This is a genomic window from Halobacillus sp. ABD4_316, assembly GCF_056161385.1.
Genome location: NZ_JBSWZA010000001.1, coordinates 611,337 through 626,387 on the forward strand (window position 1 = coordinate 611,337; position 15,051 = coordinate 626,387).

The window sequence follows — 15,051 nt, forward strand, 5'->3', positions numbered from 1 at the left end:
AGGAAGGACCCTGCCTTCACGGACAGGCACAGATCCTCTTCTCATGCTTTAAGCTTTCAATAAAGTGGAAGCGTTGATAAAGGCGGCTCTTCCTCTATCATTTCCACGACCTGATTCTGTTCATTCATGAGAGCAATTTTTGGACGGAATTCCCCAAGCTCTTCCTCACTGAGCATGGCATAGGCTACGATGATTACGATATCACCGGGCTGCACGAGACGGGCGGCTGCTCCGTTCAGGCAGACGACGCCACTGCCTCTTTCTCCGGCTATCACATAGGTCTCCAGCCGGGCACCATTATTATTGTTGACGACCTGGACTTTTTCGTGGGGAAGAATCCCCGCCTGATCCAGAATATCCTGATCTATCGTAATGCTTCCCACATAGTTTAAATTCGCTTCCGTAACACGGGCGCGATGAATTTTTGATTTCATCATCGTTCGAAACATCTTGTTTCCTCCCTGTGCCTCACCCTGTTGTTATCTTTCCATTCCGGTCAAAAACCACATTATCAATCAGCCGGGCCTTTTCATAGAAAACGGCAGCGGCCAGAATAACAGGCCTGTCTATGACGTCCACAGATGTCAATTCAGGATAAGATAATAATTCAATATAGTCTATTCTACCACGAGTTCTGCTTTCGAGAAACTTTGTAACCGATTCTATGATTCGGGCGGGGCTCCTCTCCCCATCCTCCACCATCCGCCTTCCTGACTGCAGCGATTCCTGAATCGCCGGGGCCTCATCTCTTTCCCCTGCTGTGAGGTGGACGTTACGACTGCTCTTGGCAAGGCCGTCTTCCTCACGCACTGTAGCTACAGGGACGAGTTGGATATCATAATTGAAGTCGTTGATCAGCGCATCAACGACAGCCACCTGCTGAGCATCCTTCATCCCGAAATACGCTTGATCGGGCATCACGATGTTGAATAATTTAGTCAAAACCGCGGCCACCCCGTCAAAGTGTCCGGGCCGGCTTTTTCCACACAGCACATCCGTCCTTTTCGTGACAGACAGCTGAATCGACATAGGCTCCGGATACATCATGGCTGTGGTTGGGAAAAATAAAACATCCACGCCGTGTTCTTCCGCTAGGTTTCTGTCCCGTTCTTCATCGCGGGGATATGTATCCAGATCTTCTCCAGCTCCAAACTGCAGGGGATTGACGAAAATGCTGAGGATGACTATGTCATTTTCGCTCCGGGCGGTCTCGATCAACTTCAGATGTCCTTCATGAAGGTAACCCATCGTTGGAACAAACCCCACGGTCCGGCCTTCCTTTTTCACCTGTTTTACATGCTGCTGTACATCTCTAATGTTACCAAATACTTTCATTCCCAATCACTTACTCCTTTGGAAGACCCGACATATTCATTGTAAACGTATGTTTTTCCTCAGGAAATGCCCCGCTTTTAACCTCTTGGACATAGCGGGTAATCCCGTCCCCAAAAGCTTGATTTCCATCGGTGTAGGACTTCACAAATTTAGGGAGGCGCCCCACTCCATAGTTGAGAAGATCATGGTAGACCAGAACCTGCCCGTCACAGTCGGCTCCCGCTCCAATCCCGATGGTAGGGATGGCCAGCTTTTCGGTTATGAAGGAGGCCAGTTGACGAGGAACACATTCAAGAACGAGCATCATCGCCCCGGCCCTCTCGATTTCCAATGCCTCATCCAGTAAACGCGCAGCGGTTTCCTTGTCTTTTCCCTGCACTTTGTATCCACCGAGCACATTGACCGACTGCGGCGTCAGTCCGATGTGTCCGACAACCGGAATGCCGGCTTTGACAAGCTTAGCTATGGTTTCAGAGACTTCTCCGCTTCCTTCCAGTTTCAAAGCCTGTGCGTCTGTTTCCTGGTACAGCTTTTTCGCGTTGCTGAGTGTATCGGCTGTGGAAATGTGATAAGACATGAACGGCATATCTACAACTTTGAACGTTTGGCCTGCCCCGCGGCTGACCGCTTTTCCGTGATGGATCATATCCTCGACGGTCACAGGAATCGTGGATTCATAACCGAGGACGGTCATACCAAGACTGTCGCCGACTAAAATCATATCAGCTCCCGCTGCTTCCACTAGTTTCGCAGAAGGATAATCGTAGCTTGTCACCATCGTTATTTTTTCTTGATCGTGTTTCATTTGAAGGAACTGCTGTTTGTTAAGCAAGGTATCCACCTTCTCCCCAATGAATTTCCGCTGAATACAATTTCTCTTCTTCCCCTGTCTTTCTCCTGGCGCGCAGAGCTCCATCCGGTTCGATTCCGAGAAGAGTCGCTTCCCACGTCTCTTTCATCGTCGAAATCGTGACGTCCTCCCCGATCTTATATCCGTACTTCTCCCAGTCTTCTTTGACCGATTGGAAGCCATCACGGATGAACTGGTCGTAGGAGGATTCAAACAATGTAAGAAAATGCTGGATCGTTTTTTGTATGTTCCAATCAACACCGGACTCGGTTTTAAAGGAAGAGGCTTTATAACGGATATCAGAAGGGATGTCTTCCTCCTCCTGATTGACGTTCATGCCGATGCCGAGCACGATGTACTGGATCGTATCCTGTTCTGCCTGCATTTCTGTAAGAATTCCCGACACTTTTTTGTGATGGATCAACACATCGTTCGGCCACTTGATCTGTGGCTCAAGCTCGGAGCGCTCATCAATCATTTTAGCAATAACCGTAGCTGCAAGAAGGGTCAACTGCGGCGCTTCCACGGGTGGCAGATCCGGCTTAAGCAGAAAGCTCATCCATATCCCTTTGCCTTTCGGTGAGTCCCAGCTACGGGCCATGCGTCCTTTTCCTCCGACCTGTTCATCGGCGACCACAACAGTTCCATGTGGTTTCCCCTGCTTGGCCATCTGATGGACGATTTCCTGTGTGGAATCCACCTGATCATAATGATACAGCTGATGTCCCATCCACCGGGTTTCAAGACCCCACTGCAATGTGTTTTCGCTGATCTTGTCCGGGAACCCTTGGATTTTATACCCTTTCCGTTGAACCGCTTCGATTTCATAGCCGTCTTTTTTCAATTCATTCATATGCTTCCATACAGCGGTCCTTGATATATTCAGCTGTTCAGATAACTGCTGTCCGGAAATATGACCTTCCTGCTTCGTCAATAATTCAATCAGATGTTTCCGGGTGGATTCCATGTGATGACCCACTCCTTTATTTTTTCATAATCGTTCTCCAGCACCCCTTCGACTACATTGCGCTCCACGGCCTTCATCGTTTCTGATATCCAGGGGCCTTTCGTTTTTTCCGGGTGCAGGGCAATCAAGTCCATCGACTCAAACTGAAGGTCTTTTCTATGGCCGATAGGCAGGTGATGCTTCTGATCCAACAGGCGTTCTTTTATGCCACGATCCATTCCTACTGCTTCCGTGACACGGCCAAATGAACTGTACAATGATTCGGGAAGACAGTAGGCCAGCCATGCGGTCACATCTTCTGCGTCCGTATAAAGGGTCATGGCTTCCATCAGTTGATCCGTTTCTCTTTTTTCCTGATTCGATCGTTTCCATGTTTTAAGAAAAGCAGATGCAGGAAAAGAAGAATCCTGAAGACAGAGAAAGTTTGCTATCTCCGGCCACGATTTCAAAGGGCTGAGCGGAGGATTTTTAAAAAGCCCCGTTTCTTTAAGAAAAGGAAGCTGATGTAACAGACCGGTTTCCTCAAGAAGCCCCAGCGCATTCTTTATGCCTTGACCAGCGAAAGTTTTTCGTGTCTCTTCCGCCACTCGTTCCATCGATATGTTCGCGAGTAGTGGAGCCTGCTTTATCAGCGCCTCTTTTGTGGCCCCTGTCACTTCAAAACAAAGCTGGCTCGAAAAACGGACCGCCCTCATCATTCGTAAAGGGTCTTCCTGAAATCGGTCGCAGGGATTACCGACAGCCATTATCTGTTTATGTTTTATTGCCTTTCTCCCATCAAAAGGATCAATGATCCTGCCCTGTCTGTCCATGGCCATAGCATTCATCGTAAAATCCCGCCGGGCAAGATCTGTTCGAATATCAGAGACGAAGGTCACCTCATCGGGATGCCTGTAGTCCTCATATCCGGATTCTGTTCGGAAGGTCGTCACCTCATAGGAGATGGATCGGTGTCTGACGATGACCGTGCCGTGCTCGATACCAACAGGAATGACCTTTTCAAAGATTTCCTGGATTTTCGAAGGAGGCAGGGATGAAGCGATATCGATATCACCAACCGCTCTACCACTTACATGATCCCTTACAGCACCACCGGCTATATACGCTTCGCCACCGGCTTTCTCAATTCTCTGCATCACCTCAAAGGCTTGTTCAAAAAGAGGGTCATGCTTCATCAGCAAGCACCTGCCGATACAATTCTTCATATTCATTCAAAATGGTGGCTGTGGCAAATTTATCCTGCACGACTGTTTTCGCCCGTTCAGACATTTGGTGATGATGGTCCGTGTCAGCAAGGATTTTATTGGCAAAATATGCCGTCTGTTCAATATTCCCCAGTTCAGCTATATAACCCGTTTCACCGTGATCAATAACTTCAGGTATCCCTCCGATATTCGTGCCGATGGACGGAACACCGCAGGCCATCGCCTCAAGGAGAACCAGACCGAAGCTCTCTTTTTCGGACAAGAGAAGCTTAAGGTCAGCAATGGAAAGCAGATCACTGACATTCTCCTGCTTCCCAAGGAATAATACATCCCCATCCAATCCGAGGTCCTGAACAAGCTGATAACAGGCGGAATACTCCGGACCGTCACCGACGAGAAGGAGCTTTGCAGGTCTTTCCGATCGGACTTTGGCAAAGGTCTGGATCACATCAGGCACCCGCTTAACCTTCCTGAAATTGGAAATGTGAATCAAGACAGCATCCTCATCTTTGATGCCGTAATGGTCCTTCAAGTGCTGGTTCGACTTCCGGTAATATTCACGTTCATCAACGAAGTTGTAAATCACATCAATGGAACGATCTGTATGTAGCATTTCCTGTGTCTGGTCCACAAGACTATGAGAGACAGCGGTCACACGGTCAGACTGTTCAATACCGAATTTGATCATTTCCTGAAGGCTCGTATCGATCCCCAGTACAGTAATATCCGTCCCATGAAGGGTCGTTATAATTTTCACATCACGGTTACACATCTGCTTGGCTAAAATAGCACAGACCGCATGCGGCATCGCATAGTGCACGTGAAGAATATCCAGCTCTTCACGATTGATGACATCCGCCATCTTTGCTGCTAATGCCAAATCATAGGGTGGATGCTGAAAGACAGGATAGCTGCTGACCTCCACCTCGTGGTAATAAATATTCGGATACACCCGGTTCAGCCGGAAAGGTACCTGTGAGGCCACAAAATGTATTTCATGCCCATTTTCAGCGAGCAGCTTACCCAGTTCTGTTGCTATGACACCTGATCCCCCGACAGTCGGGTAGCAGGTGATTCCTATTTTAGCCATACTACGTTCACTCCTGTTTTCTGTTCTCTTCTATGATGCTGTTCCATTCAATATCGTCATGATCGAGAGCTCTTACCATAATCTCTGCGCCTGCCAGGTTCGTTGCAACTGGAATCTGGTGGACATCACAAAGGCGTAGAAGAGCGCTGATGTCCGGCTCATGAGGCTGGGCAGTGAGCGGGTCTCTGAAGAAAATGACCATCTGCATTTGTTCGTCTGCAATTCTCGCTCCGATCTGCTGATCCCCGCCGAGCGGGCCGGATTGGAAACGAGTCACGTTCAATCCAGTTTCATCCGCAATCCGCATACCTGTCGTTCCCGTTGCGAAAAGTTCATGCTTCGAAAAAACAGCGGCATGCTTTTTTGTAAACTGAATGATATCTTCTTTCTTTTTATCGTGGGCAATTAAAGCAATGTTCATGGTCAAACTCCCCTTTTAATCGAGTAGATGTTCCAATCCATAAACCAGCGTATCCAGTTCAACAGCTTTTTCAACAGCAAGCTTCACTCCACTCATGAAAGACTCCCTGTGAATGGAATCGTGCTTGATTGTGAGGGTTTCTCCAAGTCCACCGAAGACGACTTCCTGGTGAGCGACGAGCCCCGGAAGACGCATACTATGAATTCTCATTCCCTCTTCATCAGCACCACGGGCGCCCTGCAGGGTTTCTTTTTCATCCTTGTGGCCCTGATGATGAGGATTGCGGACTTCCTTAATCAACTCCGCCGTCTTCACCGCTGTACCTGATGGGGCATCAAGCTTCTGGTCATGATGTTTTTCAATGATTTCAACATCAGGAAAATGCTTGGCGGCCCATTTGGAAAACTGCATCATTAAAACGGCGCCGATAGCGAAGTTCGGTGCAATCACGGTACCCAGCTGTTTTTCTTCGGCAAGGCTGGTCAATTCCTGAAGCTGCTCCTGCGTAAACCCCGTTGTGCCGACCACCGGACGCACGCCATTGTTCAATGCAAGCTTCGTATGGATATACCCGTTATCCGGCGTCGTAAGATCAATCAGTACGTCCGCCTCCACCTCATTCAGGCAGACTTCGGCATCCGTGTAGATCAAAGCGTCCAAGTCAGGGAGTCCCTGGATATCCCTGATATTCATGCCGTCATTTTCCCTGTCAATACATGCGGCCAGGCTCAAGTGCTGCTCCCGTTGTATCATATTCAAGGCTTCACTGCCCATTTTACCACGAGGTCCTGCTACAATCACCTTAATCGTTTCCATTACTCTTCCTCCTTTTTAGTCCAACGGTCTTTATCCCGAGTTTCTATTTTGCTCATGGACTGCTCAAATGCCTCAGACAGGTCGATATCAAGAGAGTTTGCGAAACAAGTCAGCACAAAGATGACATCGCCAAGCTCCTCTTCCAATGCTTTATCCTTTTCGGTCTTTTTCTTAGGTTTCTCCCCATATCTGTGATTGACTTCCCTTGCCATTTCTCCAACTTCTTCTGTAAGCCTTGCCTGAAGGCTGAGAGGTGAGAAATACCCCTCTTTAAATTGTGATATGTAGTTATCGACACGTTTTTGGATGTCCTGTGTTGTATATTCCATTATAAGTCCCTCTTTTCCTTCACGGATTCTCTCTAAATGTTAGCCAAAAGGAGCTCATTTGACAAATTTTCCGTTTATTCCACCTTCTCCTGCCTGTTCATATTGCCGCTCATTCGACAAACAACTATAATGATAATCGTGCAGATGACCTTGGAGGTGGACATATGAAAATTTTCGGACTGCGTGTGAAAAATATAACCCTGATTATACTGGGGTCCGCTGTGTTTTCGTTCGGGATCGTTCATTTCAATATTCAGAATGAACTCGGTGAAGGCGGCTTCACAGGGATCACCCTTTTACTGCTGTATTTATTCAACTGGGATCCTGCTGTGATGAACATTGTTTTGAACATTCCCGTCCTTTTTATCGGATGGCGGATTTTGGGACGTACGACATTCTTGTACTCCTTGATTGGAATTGTCGCGGTTTCCGTATTTATAGCTCTGTCCCAGCGGTATATGATTACCATCGATCTTTCGGATGATCTTACACTGGCTTCGCTGTTTGCGGGGGTGTTTATCGGCGTCGGTTTAGGAATCATATTCCGATATGGCGGAACAACCGGTGGTGTGGACATCATCGCCAGACTCATCAACAAATACCTTGGCTGGAGTATGGGCCGGGCGATGTTCGTTTTTGATGCTCTCGTGATTTTCATTTCTGCCATTACTTATTTAGAACATGTCCGAGGAATGTATACGCTTGTCGCGGTTTTTGTCGGTGCGAAAGTGATTGATTTCATCCAGGAAGGTGCCTACGCTGCCCGTGGAACGACCATCATATCGGAAAAGAGCGAAGAGATCTCACAAAAAGTTATGCAGGAGATGGATCGAGGTGTGACCGTACTTGACGGCCGCGGATCGTTTTCCGGTTCTAAACGGGATGTTTTATATTGTGTTATAGCGAAAAACGAAATTGTACGGCTGAAAACCATCATCGAACAGATTGATCCCCATGCGTTTGTAGCCGTCAGCCACGTCCATGATGTGATGGGTGAGGGGTTTACTTTGGATGAAAACAAAAACCCCATTGACTAGGACCATCCTGGAAAACAAAAAAAGACCTCCGCTGCCGGAGGTCTTTTTTCCTGTCCTTTACTCTTCGTTCATCCCAATGAACATGAATACAAAGCGGAGAAGTTCGGCAAGGGCAACGAGTGCACCCGCCACATATGTCATTGCCGCAGCATTGAGGACCTTCTTCGTTTTCCGTTCTTCATCGTTCCGGATGACGCCGGTCGACACCAGCTGTGCCATGGCACGGTTGGAAGCATCGAATTCCACAGGCAGTGTAATCAGCTGGAACAGCACGGCTGCTGCGAAGAAGACAATCCCGACAAAGACAAGACCTGTCATCTGAAGCAGCATACCACCAATCAATAGGAAGATAGAGATATTGGAACCAAAGCTTGCTACCGGGACGAGGGCGCTTCGGAAACGAAGGAAAGCATAATCCTCCGCATCCTGTATGGCGTGCCCCACTTCGTGTGCTGCCACTGCTGCACCGGCTGTGGAGCGTCCGTGATAAATGTCTGAAGAAAGACGAATCACTTTGGAGCGCGGATCGTAATGGTCTGTCAAATGGCCGCGGACTTCTTCCACAGCTACATTAAAGAGGCCGTTGTCATTAAGAATTTTTCGTGCTACTTCAGCACCTGACATGGACGATGAAGTAGGGACTTGTGAATATTTTTTGTACGTAGACTTCACTTTAGACTGAGCCCACAAAGGGATAATAAAAATCAAAGCAAAGTAAATGATAAAACTCATTTGTCATTCCTCCATAAGAATGGTTCTTAGGTCAATTTTAGTCAAATCCCTCTGGAAAATCAACTATTATGTTCTTTTATTGTGTGTCTAATTTTTGAACGGGAAGGGTGCTTCATCACCCCTACATAAAAAAGAACCGCAAGGATAAATCCTCCCACCCCGGCAGCCGTTCCCTGCAAAGACACTCCTTCACCACTGCTGCCCTGAACCAGCGCATCGACCATTGCAGAGGAATAGGCAGCCGTTTCGGCCGTCGGTTGAAGATGATGCTGTTCAAGTGCCTGCCGGAGCTGTCTGGTATCTACAGTGTCATACACGTGCATCACGACCGGCTCAAGGTTCTCCCAGTCCAGAAGAACCTGCTCCGCCGGAGTACTATACAATGCCTCATGGAAAGCTGCTAATTTTTGTTCCACTGCTGTTTCTCTGTCTGGTGCAGTAAGCACTTCAAAGAATAGGAGAGCCGCTTCCGACGGCCGGTCTCCATTTTCGGACATGTTCAAGTTCTCCCAGACGGTTCGGTCCTCTTCAGACACCCCGCGCATATAGGTTTCCATATCCGTCCACCTGCTATGCAGGAGCCTCTCTGCTGCCTCAATTTTTCCGTCATGAAGAAGTGACCTGTACTGGCTGTAAAATCGTTCCCACTGCTCCGGGGCTCCCTCACCCCACCCATCATGCAGGCTCAGCGGCATGAGTGTGAAAATCAGGGATATGAACACAACTTTACACACCTGTCCCATTTCACTTCTCCCCTCTCATTATCCCGATTAGTTACATGTTATGAAAGGGGATCCACATTTAGACGTTCTGTATCTTTTTCATAAGGGAATAGGCTGCACCTATACAGATCAGACTCAGCCAGAAGGTGAAATAGCCGATTTCCTTCATATGCTCCATAATTGCCGGATAGACAGGCATCTGTTCAAAGACATAGTCAATGACATCATTATGAAGCGTCCATACAGCAGCAAAAAGAATATGCCTGATCCGCATTGCATAAAAGGGCGCATACAGAACCCCCTGAACAGCCATGGCACTATGAGAAAGTATAAGCATGTAACCGGTCCACGGCAGAGCGCCATATTCCATAAAGGTAAGACCGTTCATCACCACCGCCCATACCCCATATTTAAGCAGTGTAATGAGCGCGAGCGCTTCTATATATGGGACATTCCTTCCGAATAGATAAAAACCAAGAAAGATTGTAAAAAACAAACTGGCTGTGGGGCTGTCAGGAACAAACAGGAGGAAGATCGGTTCTGTTACCTCCAGCTGCGGTTCATACCATAGATACCCGTAAATCGTTCCTCCGAGATTAACAAAAAATAATACGATTAAAAAAAGCCGGTGCGTCAAAATATATGTCAACATCTGTTTCATGCGAACCTTCCTCCTGTAACAAAAGAAACCGCGCATGTTTCAGCGCGGCATTCATCAATCTATTTTGTTCATTCTTCAGAAGACCCACTCTCTTCTTCTGAATCTTCACCATTCTCTCCTTCAGAGGAACTTTCTTCCTCGGAAGATTCTTCTTCAGAGGAACTTTCTTCCTCGGAAGATTCTTCTTCAGAGGAGCTTTCTTCCTCGGAAGAGCCTTCTCCCTCAGAAGAGCCTTCTCCTTCAGATGAGCCTCCTTCACCACTGCCTGCCCCGACAACAAACTCAGCAAGCTGCTGAAGTTCCTCATCCGTTCCGTTAAAGATTCCAGCCGGCATGGCGCCTTTACCATTCACTGCAATGTCCTTCACTTGGTCAACCGTCAGCTCTGCATCAATTAATGATGGGTAGCTTCCCTGACCTTGAAGGGCATCGCCGTGACAGCTCAGACAGTTGGCTTCATAAACGGCATAACCCGGAGCTGATTTATCAATTGTGGATTCAACCGCTTCCACGTTCACACCATATTTCTCCGCACGCATTTCGTAATCTGCATGTGTGACGGATTCATAGGTAAGCCAAAAGGTGGCTGCGAAACCAAGAAGCATCAGGCCTACAGCAATTGGACGCTTGTGAGGACGTCGTTCCGGTCCACGGTCCAGGAACGGTGCCAGCAGAAGTGCACCGAAGGCAAGACCCGGCATAACAATCGCTCCGAGAACAATGTAATCCCCGCCGGCAAATTGATATTTAAGGAATTGATACAAGAACAGGAAGTACCAGTCCGGTAGCGGAATGTAACTCGCGTTGTTTGGATCCGCCTGCTGCTCCAGCGGTGACGGATGGGCAGCGGTAAGTATTAAAAACCCGATCAGAAAGACCGATCCTACCAGCCACTCTTTCAACAGGAAGTTGGGCCAGAACGCTTCCGTGCGGCCTGGATATTCTGAATAGTCTTTTGGTAAATTGGCTTTTTGTTCGGCAGTGACCCTTGAATCACCGACGAACTTCATCCCTTTTCCCCTATGCACAGCTTTCCCTCCTTCTTTTGCTATTTTATAGTGGTCCGGAAATACCTTGTTTACGGATTAGGACAAAGTGGAAGGCCATTAATCCGAACAATGCTGCCGGAAGGAAAAATACGTGGATAGCAAAGAAACGTGTAAGCGTTTGAGCACCAACAATCGATGGGTCACCGGCAAGCAGTGTACGGATTTGATCTCCGATAAACGGTGTTGCCGCTGCAATCTCAAGACCTACCTGAGTAGCGAAATAAGCTTTGTTATCCCATGGAAGCAGATACCCTGTAAAACCAAGACCAAGCATGACAAAGAACAATAGGACCCCAATCACCCAGTTCAATTCACGCGGCTTTTTATAAGCGCCCTGGAAGAATACCCGCAGTGTATGTAAGAATAACATCACAATGACGAGACTGGCGCCCCAGTGGTGCATCCCACGTACGATTTGACCGTAAGCAACCTCTCGCTGTAAGTAATAAACCGATTTCCATGCGTTCTCAATATCTGGTACATAGTACATGGTCAGGAACATTCCGGACAGAATCTGAATGACTGTTACGAAGAATGTAAGACCACCAAAACAGTAAACAAATGCTGAAAAGTGATGTGCCGGGTTGACGTGCTCAGGAACTTCGTGATCCGCTATATCACGCCATAACGGGGTTACATCGACACGCTCGTCCACCCAGTCGTAAATTCTCTGAAGCATGTGTTATGCCCCCCCTCTGTCTTTTGCTTCACCTAAATAAAGCATACCTTCTTTGGTTTCGTGCTCAAAAACAGGTAATGGTGCGGTCGGCGGTGTGCCCGGAACGTTATCGCCGTCTTTTGTATAACGGCCCCCGTGACACGGACAGTAGAACTCATTCGGGTACTCATCATTGGAACCCCAGTCCACTGTACAGCCTAAATGGGTGCAGATCGGTGACAGGGCAACGATTTCATCATTGTCATCCTTGTATACCCAGGCTGTTTTCTGTACTTCAGATTCGTACCAGCCGTCCACCTGGTCGATGGTCCACTCGAAGCGCTGCGGCTCTTTTGTGATCTCATCGACAGAAGCAACCGATTTCAAATCGCCGCCTTCTTTGGACTTCAAAACGGGATCGATTGCGAACCGAACCATCGGAGCAAGCATACCGGCAGCCATGAAACCGCCTACACCAGTGAGCGTGTAGTTCAGAAACTGACGTCGGGACACCCTCTTTTTATCGCTCATACTTTTCCCCCCTCTATGCTGTAATCCATGCAGCATGGATCGATCACACATGGTTTAACTAGGACATTACCATGATAGCGCAATCTTATAGCCTGGTCAATAAAATATCAAACCTTGTCGGAAGTTTTATCCAGTCACCAATAGGCCTGGATCAGTTCACTGATGCCGCGGGCCTGTTCCTTCACAAATGCCTGTGTTTCTGTCGATTTCATGCTGCCGCTCGACATCCCCGGCACCCAGATTAAACGGCCGGCCAAATCATCCTCATGTTTCTTCCAGCCGCTGTCGAACGTAAATAGGAAAACGTGTTCAAACGGCTGTTCCCTGAAACGCTGAATCCACTCATTTAATCTTTCTTTCTCCTTTTCGTATCCACCCTTTAAATAGGCATAGTCAGGGGAAAGAAAGATCCTGCCTCTGTATTCTTTTTCAATCAGGTTCATAAACACCTGATTCAGCTCCCGTTGGAAAGCCTGCCCGACCATCTGCTGGTCCCCGGCGGGGTCAAAGGGTATCAGTGGAATCATTAGCGTGTCCACGTATTGTTTTTCCGGTAAGTACTGGGTCGTATCTGCTTTCGTCCATTTCATAAGTATCCCCTGCCTTTGTTATGTACGTTTTTCTATATTTTACTACATAAAAATAAAAAATAAAGTCAGCGAACATCATAGGATGCTCCTGACTTTATTTTTTAATAAAACGCACTCAGTTCCTCTTTCACTTTTTCGAGCCGGCCGCACAACTCGGTAAAAACCGTCCGTTCCCCATTGATCAGGGATTCATCAATCTGTTCTTCAATCTGCTTTCTCCGATGTTGGAGAAGGCTGATTTTCAACAGGCGGTCTGCTTCATTCTTATCACGGTCATTCAAATAATAATCTTTGGGGAGATATGGATTCTCTTCAAGAACAAGCGCATATTTGGAACACTGCTGGGCATTCTCGAAGTTCATCTGAATATAAACCGGCTCCCCCTGATTCATACGAAGATCATGAAAGGATTTTTCCGCATCGTTGGTCATGACCTGACCTTTATAAAACCGGAAAGGGGGATCAGAGACTCCCTGCGCACTAATTTCCATACCACGGGGACAAAACTTCACTTCCTGGACGAAATGAACACTGGATAAAAGAGATTCATGATTCATTAAATAGTTAAGAATCCAGACACTTTCCCTCTTTTTCAACTGAAAGTGATTCAAAAACCAGCGGACAAAATCTTTTTTCTCATCCACAGAAATTGGTGTCTGCATATGCGCCCCTCCTGCGCTTTAGTTTTCCATTTATTCCTCATTCAGACGCTTAACGAAATCCTCGATCTCAGTATCAGCAGGGTCGATGGCAAGGTATTCCTTGAAGACACGGACACCTTCTTCCATACGGCCGTCCTCAACGAGGAAGTATCCGTAGGATTTGAGGAAGTCGGTGTCTTCCTTAAGGGAAAGATAAGCCTGGCTGTATTGTTCATAGGCTTCCTTGAAACGCTCTTCCTCTTCCAGGGCATGGGCAAGCTCCCATAGATAATGGGGGTCTTCCTCACCTAAGGAAATCAGTTCTTGAATTAAGTCGATGATCTGATCATAGTCCTCATCGGATTTAAAGTTTTCAATCAGAAACAGAACAGCTTCTTTATAGCCGGGGTCCAGGGCGACCGCTTCCCGCATGAGACGGTATCCTTCTTCCTTATTCCCCTGACGGTGGGAAAGACTGCCGGCAAGGTGATAAAGTTCTTTGTTGAATTCGTCTTTAGCAAGGCCTTTTCGAGCCATATCAAGGGCTGCCTGAGGCATCCCTTCGGACTCATAAGCCTGAGCCAGGTGTGGATAAACCGATTGGAAGTAAGGATCTTTCTCAATCAGTTCCTCCCAGACGTGAATCGCGATATCATTACGGTTGGCCTGGAAAGCCACAAATCCATAACGGAAGAGAACATCCGGATTGTCCTCTTCCACCTTCTGGAAGAATTCCAACGCCTGCTCAAATTCCCCATTGGCCGCATAGGCTTCAGCCAGTCGTGTGGCCACTTCTATATCACCAATCACCGGCTGATGGTGCATGGCATTTTCATAATACGGGATACTCTTGGAGTACTCCCCATTTGAAAACGCGAGTTCACCAAGAGCAAAATCAATAATGGCTGAGTTTGGTTCCACGTTTTTAGCAGCCAGAAGTTTTTGTTCGGCTACTTCATACAGCCCCTGGGCCTGATACAAGTCAGCAAGCTGTACCAGCGCCTGAAGATAGTCTTCGTCTTCAGGTCCGAATTGGTTCAGCAGTTCGATTGCTTCATCATCCTCATCAAGATCGATGTGAATTTCTGCCATCATCACTTTCAATTCCTGTTCTTTCGGATAGCGTTGAATCAGTTCGTGAAGCACCATTTTCGCTTCTTCCAGCATTCCCCACTGCATGTACAGTTCTGCAATGGTAAAACGCTCCTCTTCATCCGCCTCTGGCAGATATGTTGTCAGTGTTTTTATTGCATCTTCCGTCTTATGGGCCTCCATTTGACGAATGGCTTTTTGTATTTCCTCCATGATGACATCCTTTCCACGTTAAGCACATGCATGTGATTCTTCACTTTATTTAGATCGGATGGAGTTTTCCATCCGTCCGCTCGTATTTTTGTTTATTGGAACAGCACTATGA

The 15,051-nt window shown here is 47.5% G+C and carries 18 protein-coding genes and 1 pseudogene; 1 reads left to right on the forward strand and 18 read right to left on the reverse strand.

Annotated features, from left to right (window positions below; all coding sequences use genetic code 11):
* Positions 1–56 precede the first annotated feature (56 nt).
* The 9 genes from panD to ACXAJH_RS03330 are packed head-to-tail and all read right to left on the reverse strand — an operon-like array spanning position 57 to position 7,013.
* A complete protein-coding gene (gene panD / locus ACXAJH_RS03290) occupies positions 57–449 on the reverse strand; it encodes an aspartate 1-decarboxylase (RefSeq protein ID WP_474968672.1) in 393 nt (130 codons plus the stop codon).
* Positions 450–468: 19 nt separating this feature from the next.
* Positions 469–1,335 carry a pantoate--beta-alanine ligase gene (panC, locus tag ACXAJH_RS03295; protein WP_474993093.1) on the reverse strand — a complete coding sequence of 289 codons (867 nt, stop codon included), beginning with the start codon at positions 1,333–1,335 and terminating at the stop codon, positions 469–471.
* A gap of 10 nt (positions 1,336–1,345) precedes the next feature.
* The gene (gene panB, locus ACXAJH_RS03300) at positions 1,346–2,167 is read right to left on the reverse strand and encodes a 3-methyl-2-oxobutanoate hydroxymethyltransferase (protein ID WP_474992017.1); all 822 of its coding nucleotides are present in this window, start codon (positions 2,165–2,167) and stop codon (positions 1,346–1,348) included.
* On the reverse strand, positions 2,160–3,152 hold the full coding sequence (locus tag ACXAJH_RS03305; RefSeq protein WP_474968675.1) for a biotin--[acetyl-CoA-carboxylase] ligase: 993 nt from the start codon (positions 3,150–3,152) through the stop codon (positions 2,160–2,162). The genes panB and ACXAJH_RS03305 overlap by 8 nt, the downstream gene beginning before the upstream one ends.
* A complete protein-coding gene (locus ACXAJH_RS03310; RefSeq protein WP_474993095.1) occupies positions 3,128–4,327 on the reverse strand; it encodes a CCA tRNA nucleotidyltransferase in 1,200 nt (399 codons plus the stop codon). Before ACXAJH_RS03310 ends, ACXAJH_RS03305 begins: the two co-directional genes overlap by 25 nt.
* Positions 4,317–5,447, reverse strand: coding sequence for an N-acetyl-alpha-D-glucosaminyl L-malate synthase BshA (gene bshA, locus ACXAJH_RS03315; protein ID WP_474993097.1), 1,131 nt, complete (start codon positions 5,445–5,447; stop codon positions 4,317–4,319). Before bshA ends, ACXAJH_RS03310 begins: the two co-directional genes overlap by 11 nt.
* Before the next feature lie 7 nt (positions 5,448–5,454).
* The gene (gene mgsA, locus ACXAJH_RS03320) at positions 5,455–5,868 is read right to left on the reverse strand and encodes a methylglyoxal synthase (protein ID WP_474968678.1); all 414 of its coding nucleotides are present in this window, start codon (positions 5,866–5,868) and stop codon (positions 5,455–5,457) included.
* Between the two features lie 15 nt (positions 5,869–5,883).
* On the reverse strand, positions 5,884–6,684 hold the full coding sequence (gene dapB / locus ACXAJH_RS03325; RefSeq protein ID WP_474968679.1) for a 4-hydroxy-tetrahydrodipicolinate reductase: 801 nt from the start codon (positions 6,682–6,684) through the stop codon (positions 5,884–5,886).
* A complete protein-coding gene (locus tag ACXAJH_RS03330; protein WP_035531332.1) occupies positions 6,684–7,013 on the reverse strand; it encodes a nucleotide pyrophosphohydrolase in 330 nt (109 codons plus the stop codon). The genes dapB and ACXAJH_RS03330 overlap by 1 nt, the downstream gene beginning before the upstream one ends.
* 164 nt (positions 7,014–7,177) lie before the next feature.
* Here ACXAJH_RS03330 and ACXAJH_RS03335 point away from each other — a divergent pair, with 164 nt between their 5' ends.
* The gene (locus ACXAJH_RS03335) at positions 7,178–8,050 is read left to right on the forward strand and encodes a YitT family protein (protein ID WP_474968680.1); all 873 of its coding nucleotides are present in this window, start codon (positions 7,178–7,180) and stop codon (positions 8,048–8,050) included.
* Between the two features lie 57 nt (positions 8,051–8,107).
* On the opposite strand, the gene ACXAJH_RS03340 is transcribed toward ACXAJH_RS03335, so the two are convergent.
* The 9 genes and pseudogenes from ACXAJH_RS03340 to ACXAJH_RS03380 all read right to left on the reverse strand — a co-directional run bounded on the left by ACXAJH_RS03340 (position 8,108) and on the right by ACXAJH_RS03380 (position 14,939).
* Positions 8,108–8,782, reverse strand: a complete 675-nt coding sequence (locus ACXAJH_RS03340) for a zinc metallopeptidase (RefSeq protein WP_474968681.1) — start codon at positions 8,780–8,782, stop codon at positions 8,108–8,110.
* Between the two features lie 59 nt (positions 8,783–8,841).
* Complete coding sequence (locus tag ACXAJH_RS03345) at positions 8,842–9,525, reverse strand: hypothetical protein (RefSeq protein ID WP_474971384.1); 684 nt, start codon at positions 9,523–9,525, stop codon at positions 8,842–8,844.
* Positions 9,526–9,583: 58 nt separating this feature from the next.
* Positions 9,584–10,156 (reverse strand): lipoprotein heptaprenylglyceryl N-acetyltransferase LhaT, encoded by a 573-nt coding sequence (lhaT, locus tag ACXAJH_RS03350; protein ID WP_474972311.1) that lies wholly within the window; start codon positions 10,154–10,156, stop codon positions 9,584–9,586.
* A 278-nt stretch (positions 10,157–10,434) separates the two neighbouring features.
* Positions 10,435–11,193: pseudogene (locus ACXAJH_RS03355) on the reverse strand (c-type cytochrome); the annotation flags it as partial.
* 25 nt (positions 11,194–11,218) lie between these two features.
* Positions 11,219–11,893, reverse strand: a complete 675-nt coding sequence (qcrB, locus tag ACXAJH_RS03360; RefSeq protein WP_027954406.1) for a menaquinol-cytochrome c reductase cytochrome b subunit — start codon at positions 11,891–11,893, stop codon at positions 11,219–11,221.
* A gap of 3 nt (positions 11,894–11,896) precedes the next feature.
* Positions 11,897–12,403, reverse strand: a complete 507-nt coding sequence (locus ACXAJH_RS03365; RefSeq protein WP_027954407.1) for a QcrA and Rieske domain-containing protein — start codon at positions 12,401–12,403, stop codon at positions 11,897–11,899.
* Between the two features lie 134 nt (positions 12,404–12,537).
* Positions 12,538–12,993: a DUF2487 family protein gene (locus tag ACXAJH_RS03370; RefSeq protein WP_474992022.1), complete on the reverse strand. Its 456-nt coding sequence runs from the start codon at positions 12,991–12,993 to the stop codon at positions 12,538–12,540.
* Between the two features lie 101 nt (positions 12,994–13,094).
* On the reverse strand, positions 13,095–13,655 hold the full coding sequence (locus ACXAJH_RS03375) for a ReoY family proteolytic degradation factor (RefSeq protein WP_027954409.1): 561 nt from the start codon (positions 13,653–13,655) through the stop codon (positions 13,095–13,097).
* A gap of 30 nt (positions 13,656–13,685) precedes the next feature.
* Positions 13,686–14,939, reverse strand: a complete 1,254-nt coding sequence (locus tag ACXAJH_RS03380; RefSeq protein ID WP_474968684.1) for a tetratricopeptide repeat protein — start codon at positions 14,937–14,939, stop codon at positions 13,686–13,688.
* Positions 14,940–15,051 lie beyond the last annotated feature (112 nt).

What these genes read in the sequence shown, in the direction of transcription:
- panD (WP_474968672.1), bottom strand. Translation starts at nt 449, where the DNA reads ATGTTTCGAACGATGATGAAATCAAAAATTCATCGCGCCCGTGTTACG.
- panC (WP_474993093.1), bottom strand. Translation starts at nt 1,335, where the DNA reads ATGAAAGTATTTGGTAACATTAGAGATGTACAGCAGCATGTAAAACAG.
- ACXAJH_RS03305 (WP_474968675.1), bottom strand. Translation starts at nt 3,152, where the DNA reads ATGGAATCCACCCGGAAACATCTGATTGAATTATTGACGAAGCAGGAA.
- ACXAJH_RS03310 (WP_474993095.1), bottom strand. Translation starts at nt 4,327, where the DNA reads ATGAAGCATGACCCTCTTTTTGAACAAGCCTTTGAGGTGATGCAGAGA.
- bshA (WP_474993097.1), bottom strand. Translation starts at nt 5,447, where the DNA reads ATGGCTAAAATAGGAATCACCTGCTACCCGACTGTCGGGGGATCAGGT.
- mgsA (WP_474968678.1), bottom strand. Translation starts at nt 5,868, where the DNA reads ATGAACATTGCTTTAATTGCCCACGATAAAAAGAAAGAAGATATCATT.
- dapB (WP_474968679.1), bottom strand. Translation starts at nt 6,684, where the DNA reads ATGGAAACGATTAAGGTGATTGTAGCAGGACCTCGTGGTAAAATGGGC.
- ACXAJH_RS03330 (WP_035531332.1), bottom strand. Translation starts at nt 7,013, where the DNA reads ATGGAATATACAACACAGGACATCCAAAAACGTGTCGATAACTACATA.
- ACXAJH_RS03335 (WP_474968680.1), top strand. Translation starts at nt 7,178, where the DNA reads ATGAAAATTTTCGGACTGCGTGTGAAAAATATAACCCTGATTATACTG.
- ACXAJH_RS03340 (WP_474968681.1), bottom strand. Translation starts at nt 8,782, where the DNA reads ATGAGTTTTATCATTTACTTTGCTTTGATTTTTATTATCCCTTTGTGG.
- ACXAJH_RS03345 (WP_474971384.1), bottom strand. Translation starts at nt 9,525, where the DNA reads ATGGGACAGGTGTGTAAAGTTGTGTTCATATCCCTGATTTTCACACTC.
- lhaT (WP_474972311.1), bottom strand. Translation starts at nt 10,156, where the DNA reads ATGTTGACATATATTTTGACGCACCGGCTTTTTTTAATCGTATTATTT.
- qcrB (WP_027954406.1), bottom strand. Translation starts at nt 11,893, where the DNA reads ATGCTTCAGAGAATTTACGACTGGGTGGACGAGCGTGTCGATGTAACC.
- ACXAJH_RS03365 (WP_027954407.1), bottom strand. Translation starts at nt 12,403, where the DNA reads ATGAGCGATAAAAAGAGGGTGTCCCGACGTCAGTTTCTGAACTACACG.
- ACXAJH_RS03370 (WP_474992022.1), bottom strand. Translation starts at nt 12,993, where the DNA reads ATGAAATGGACGAAAGCAGATACGACCCAGTACTTACCGGAAAAACAA.
- ACXAJH_RS03375 (WP_027954409.1), bottom strand. Translation starts at nt 13,655, where the DNA reads ATGCAGACACCAATTTCTGTGGATGAGAAAAAAGATTTTGTCCGCTGG.
- ACXAJH_RS03380 (WP_474968684.1), bottom strand. Translation starts at nt 14,939, where the DNA reads ATGGAGGAAATACAAAAAGCCATTCGTCAAATGGAGGCCCATAAGACG.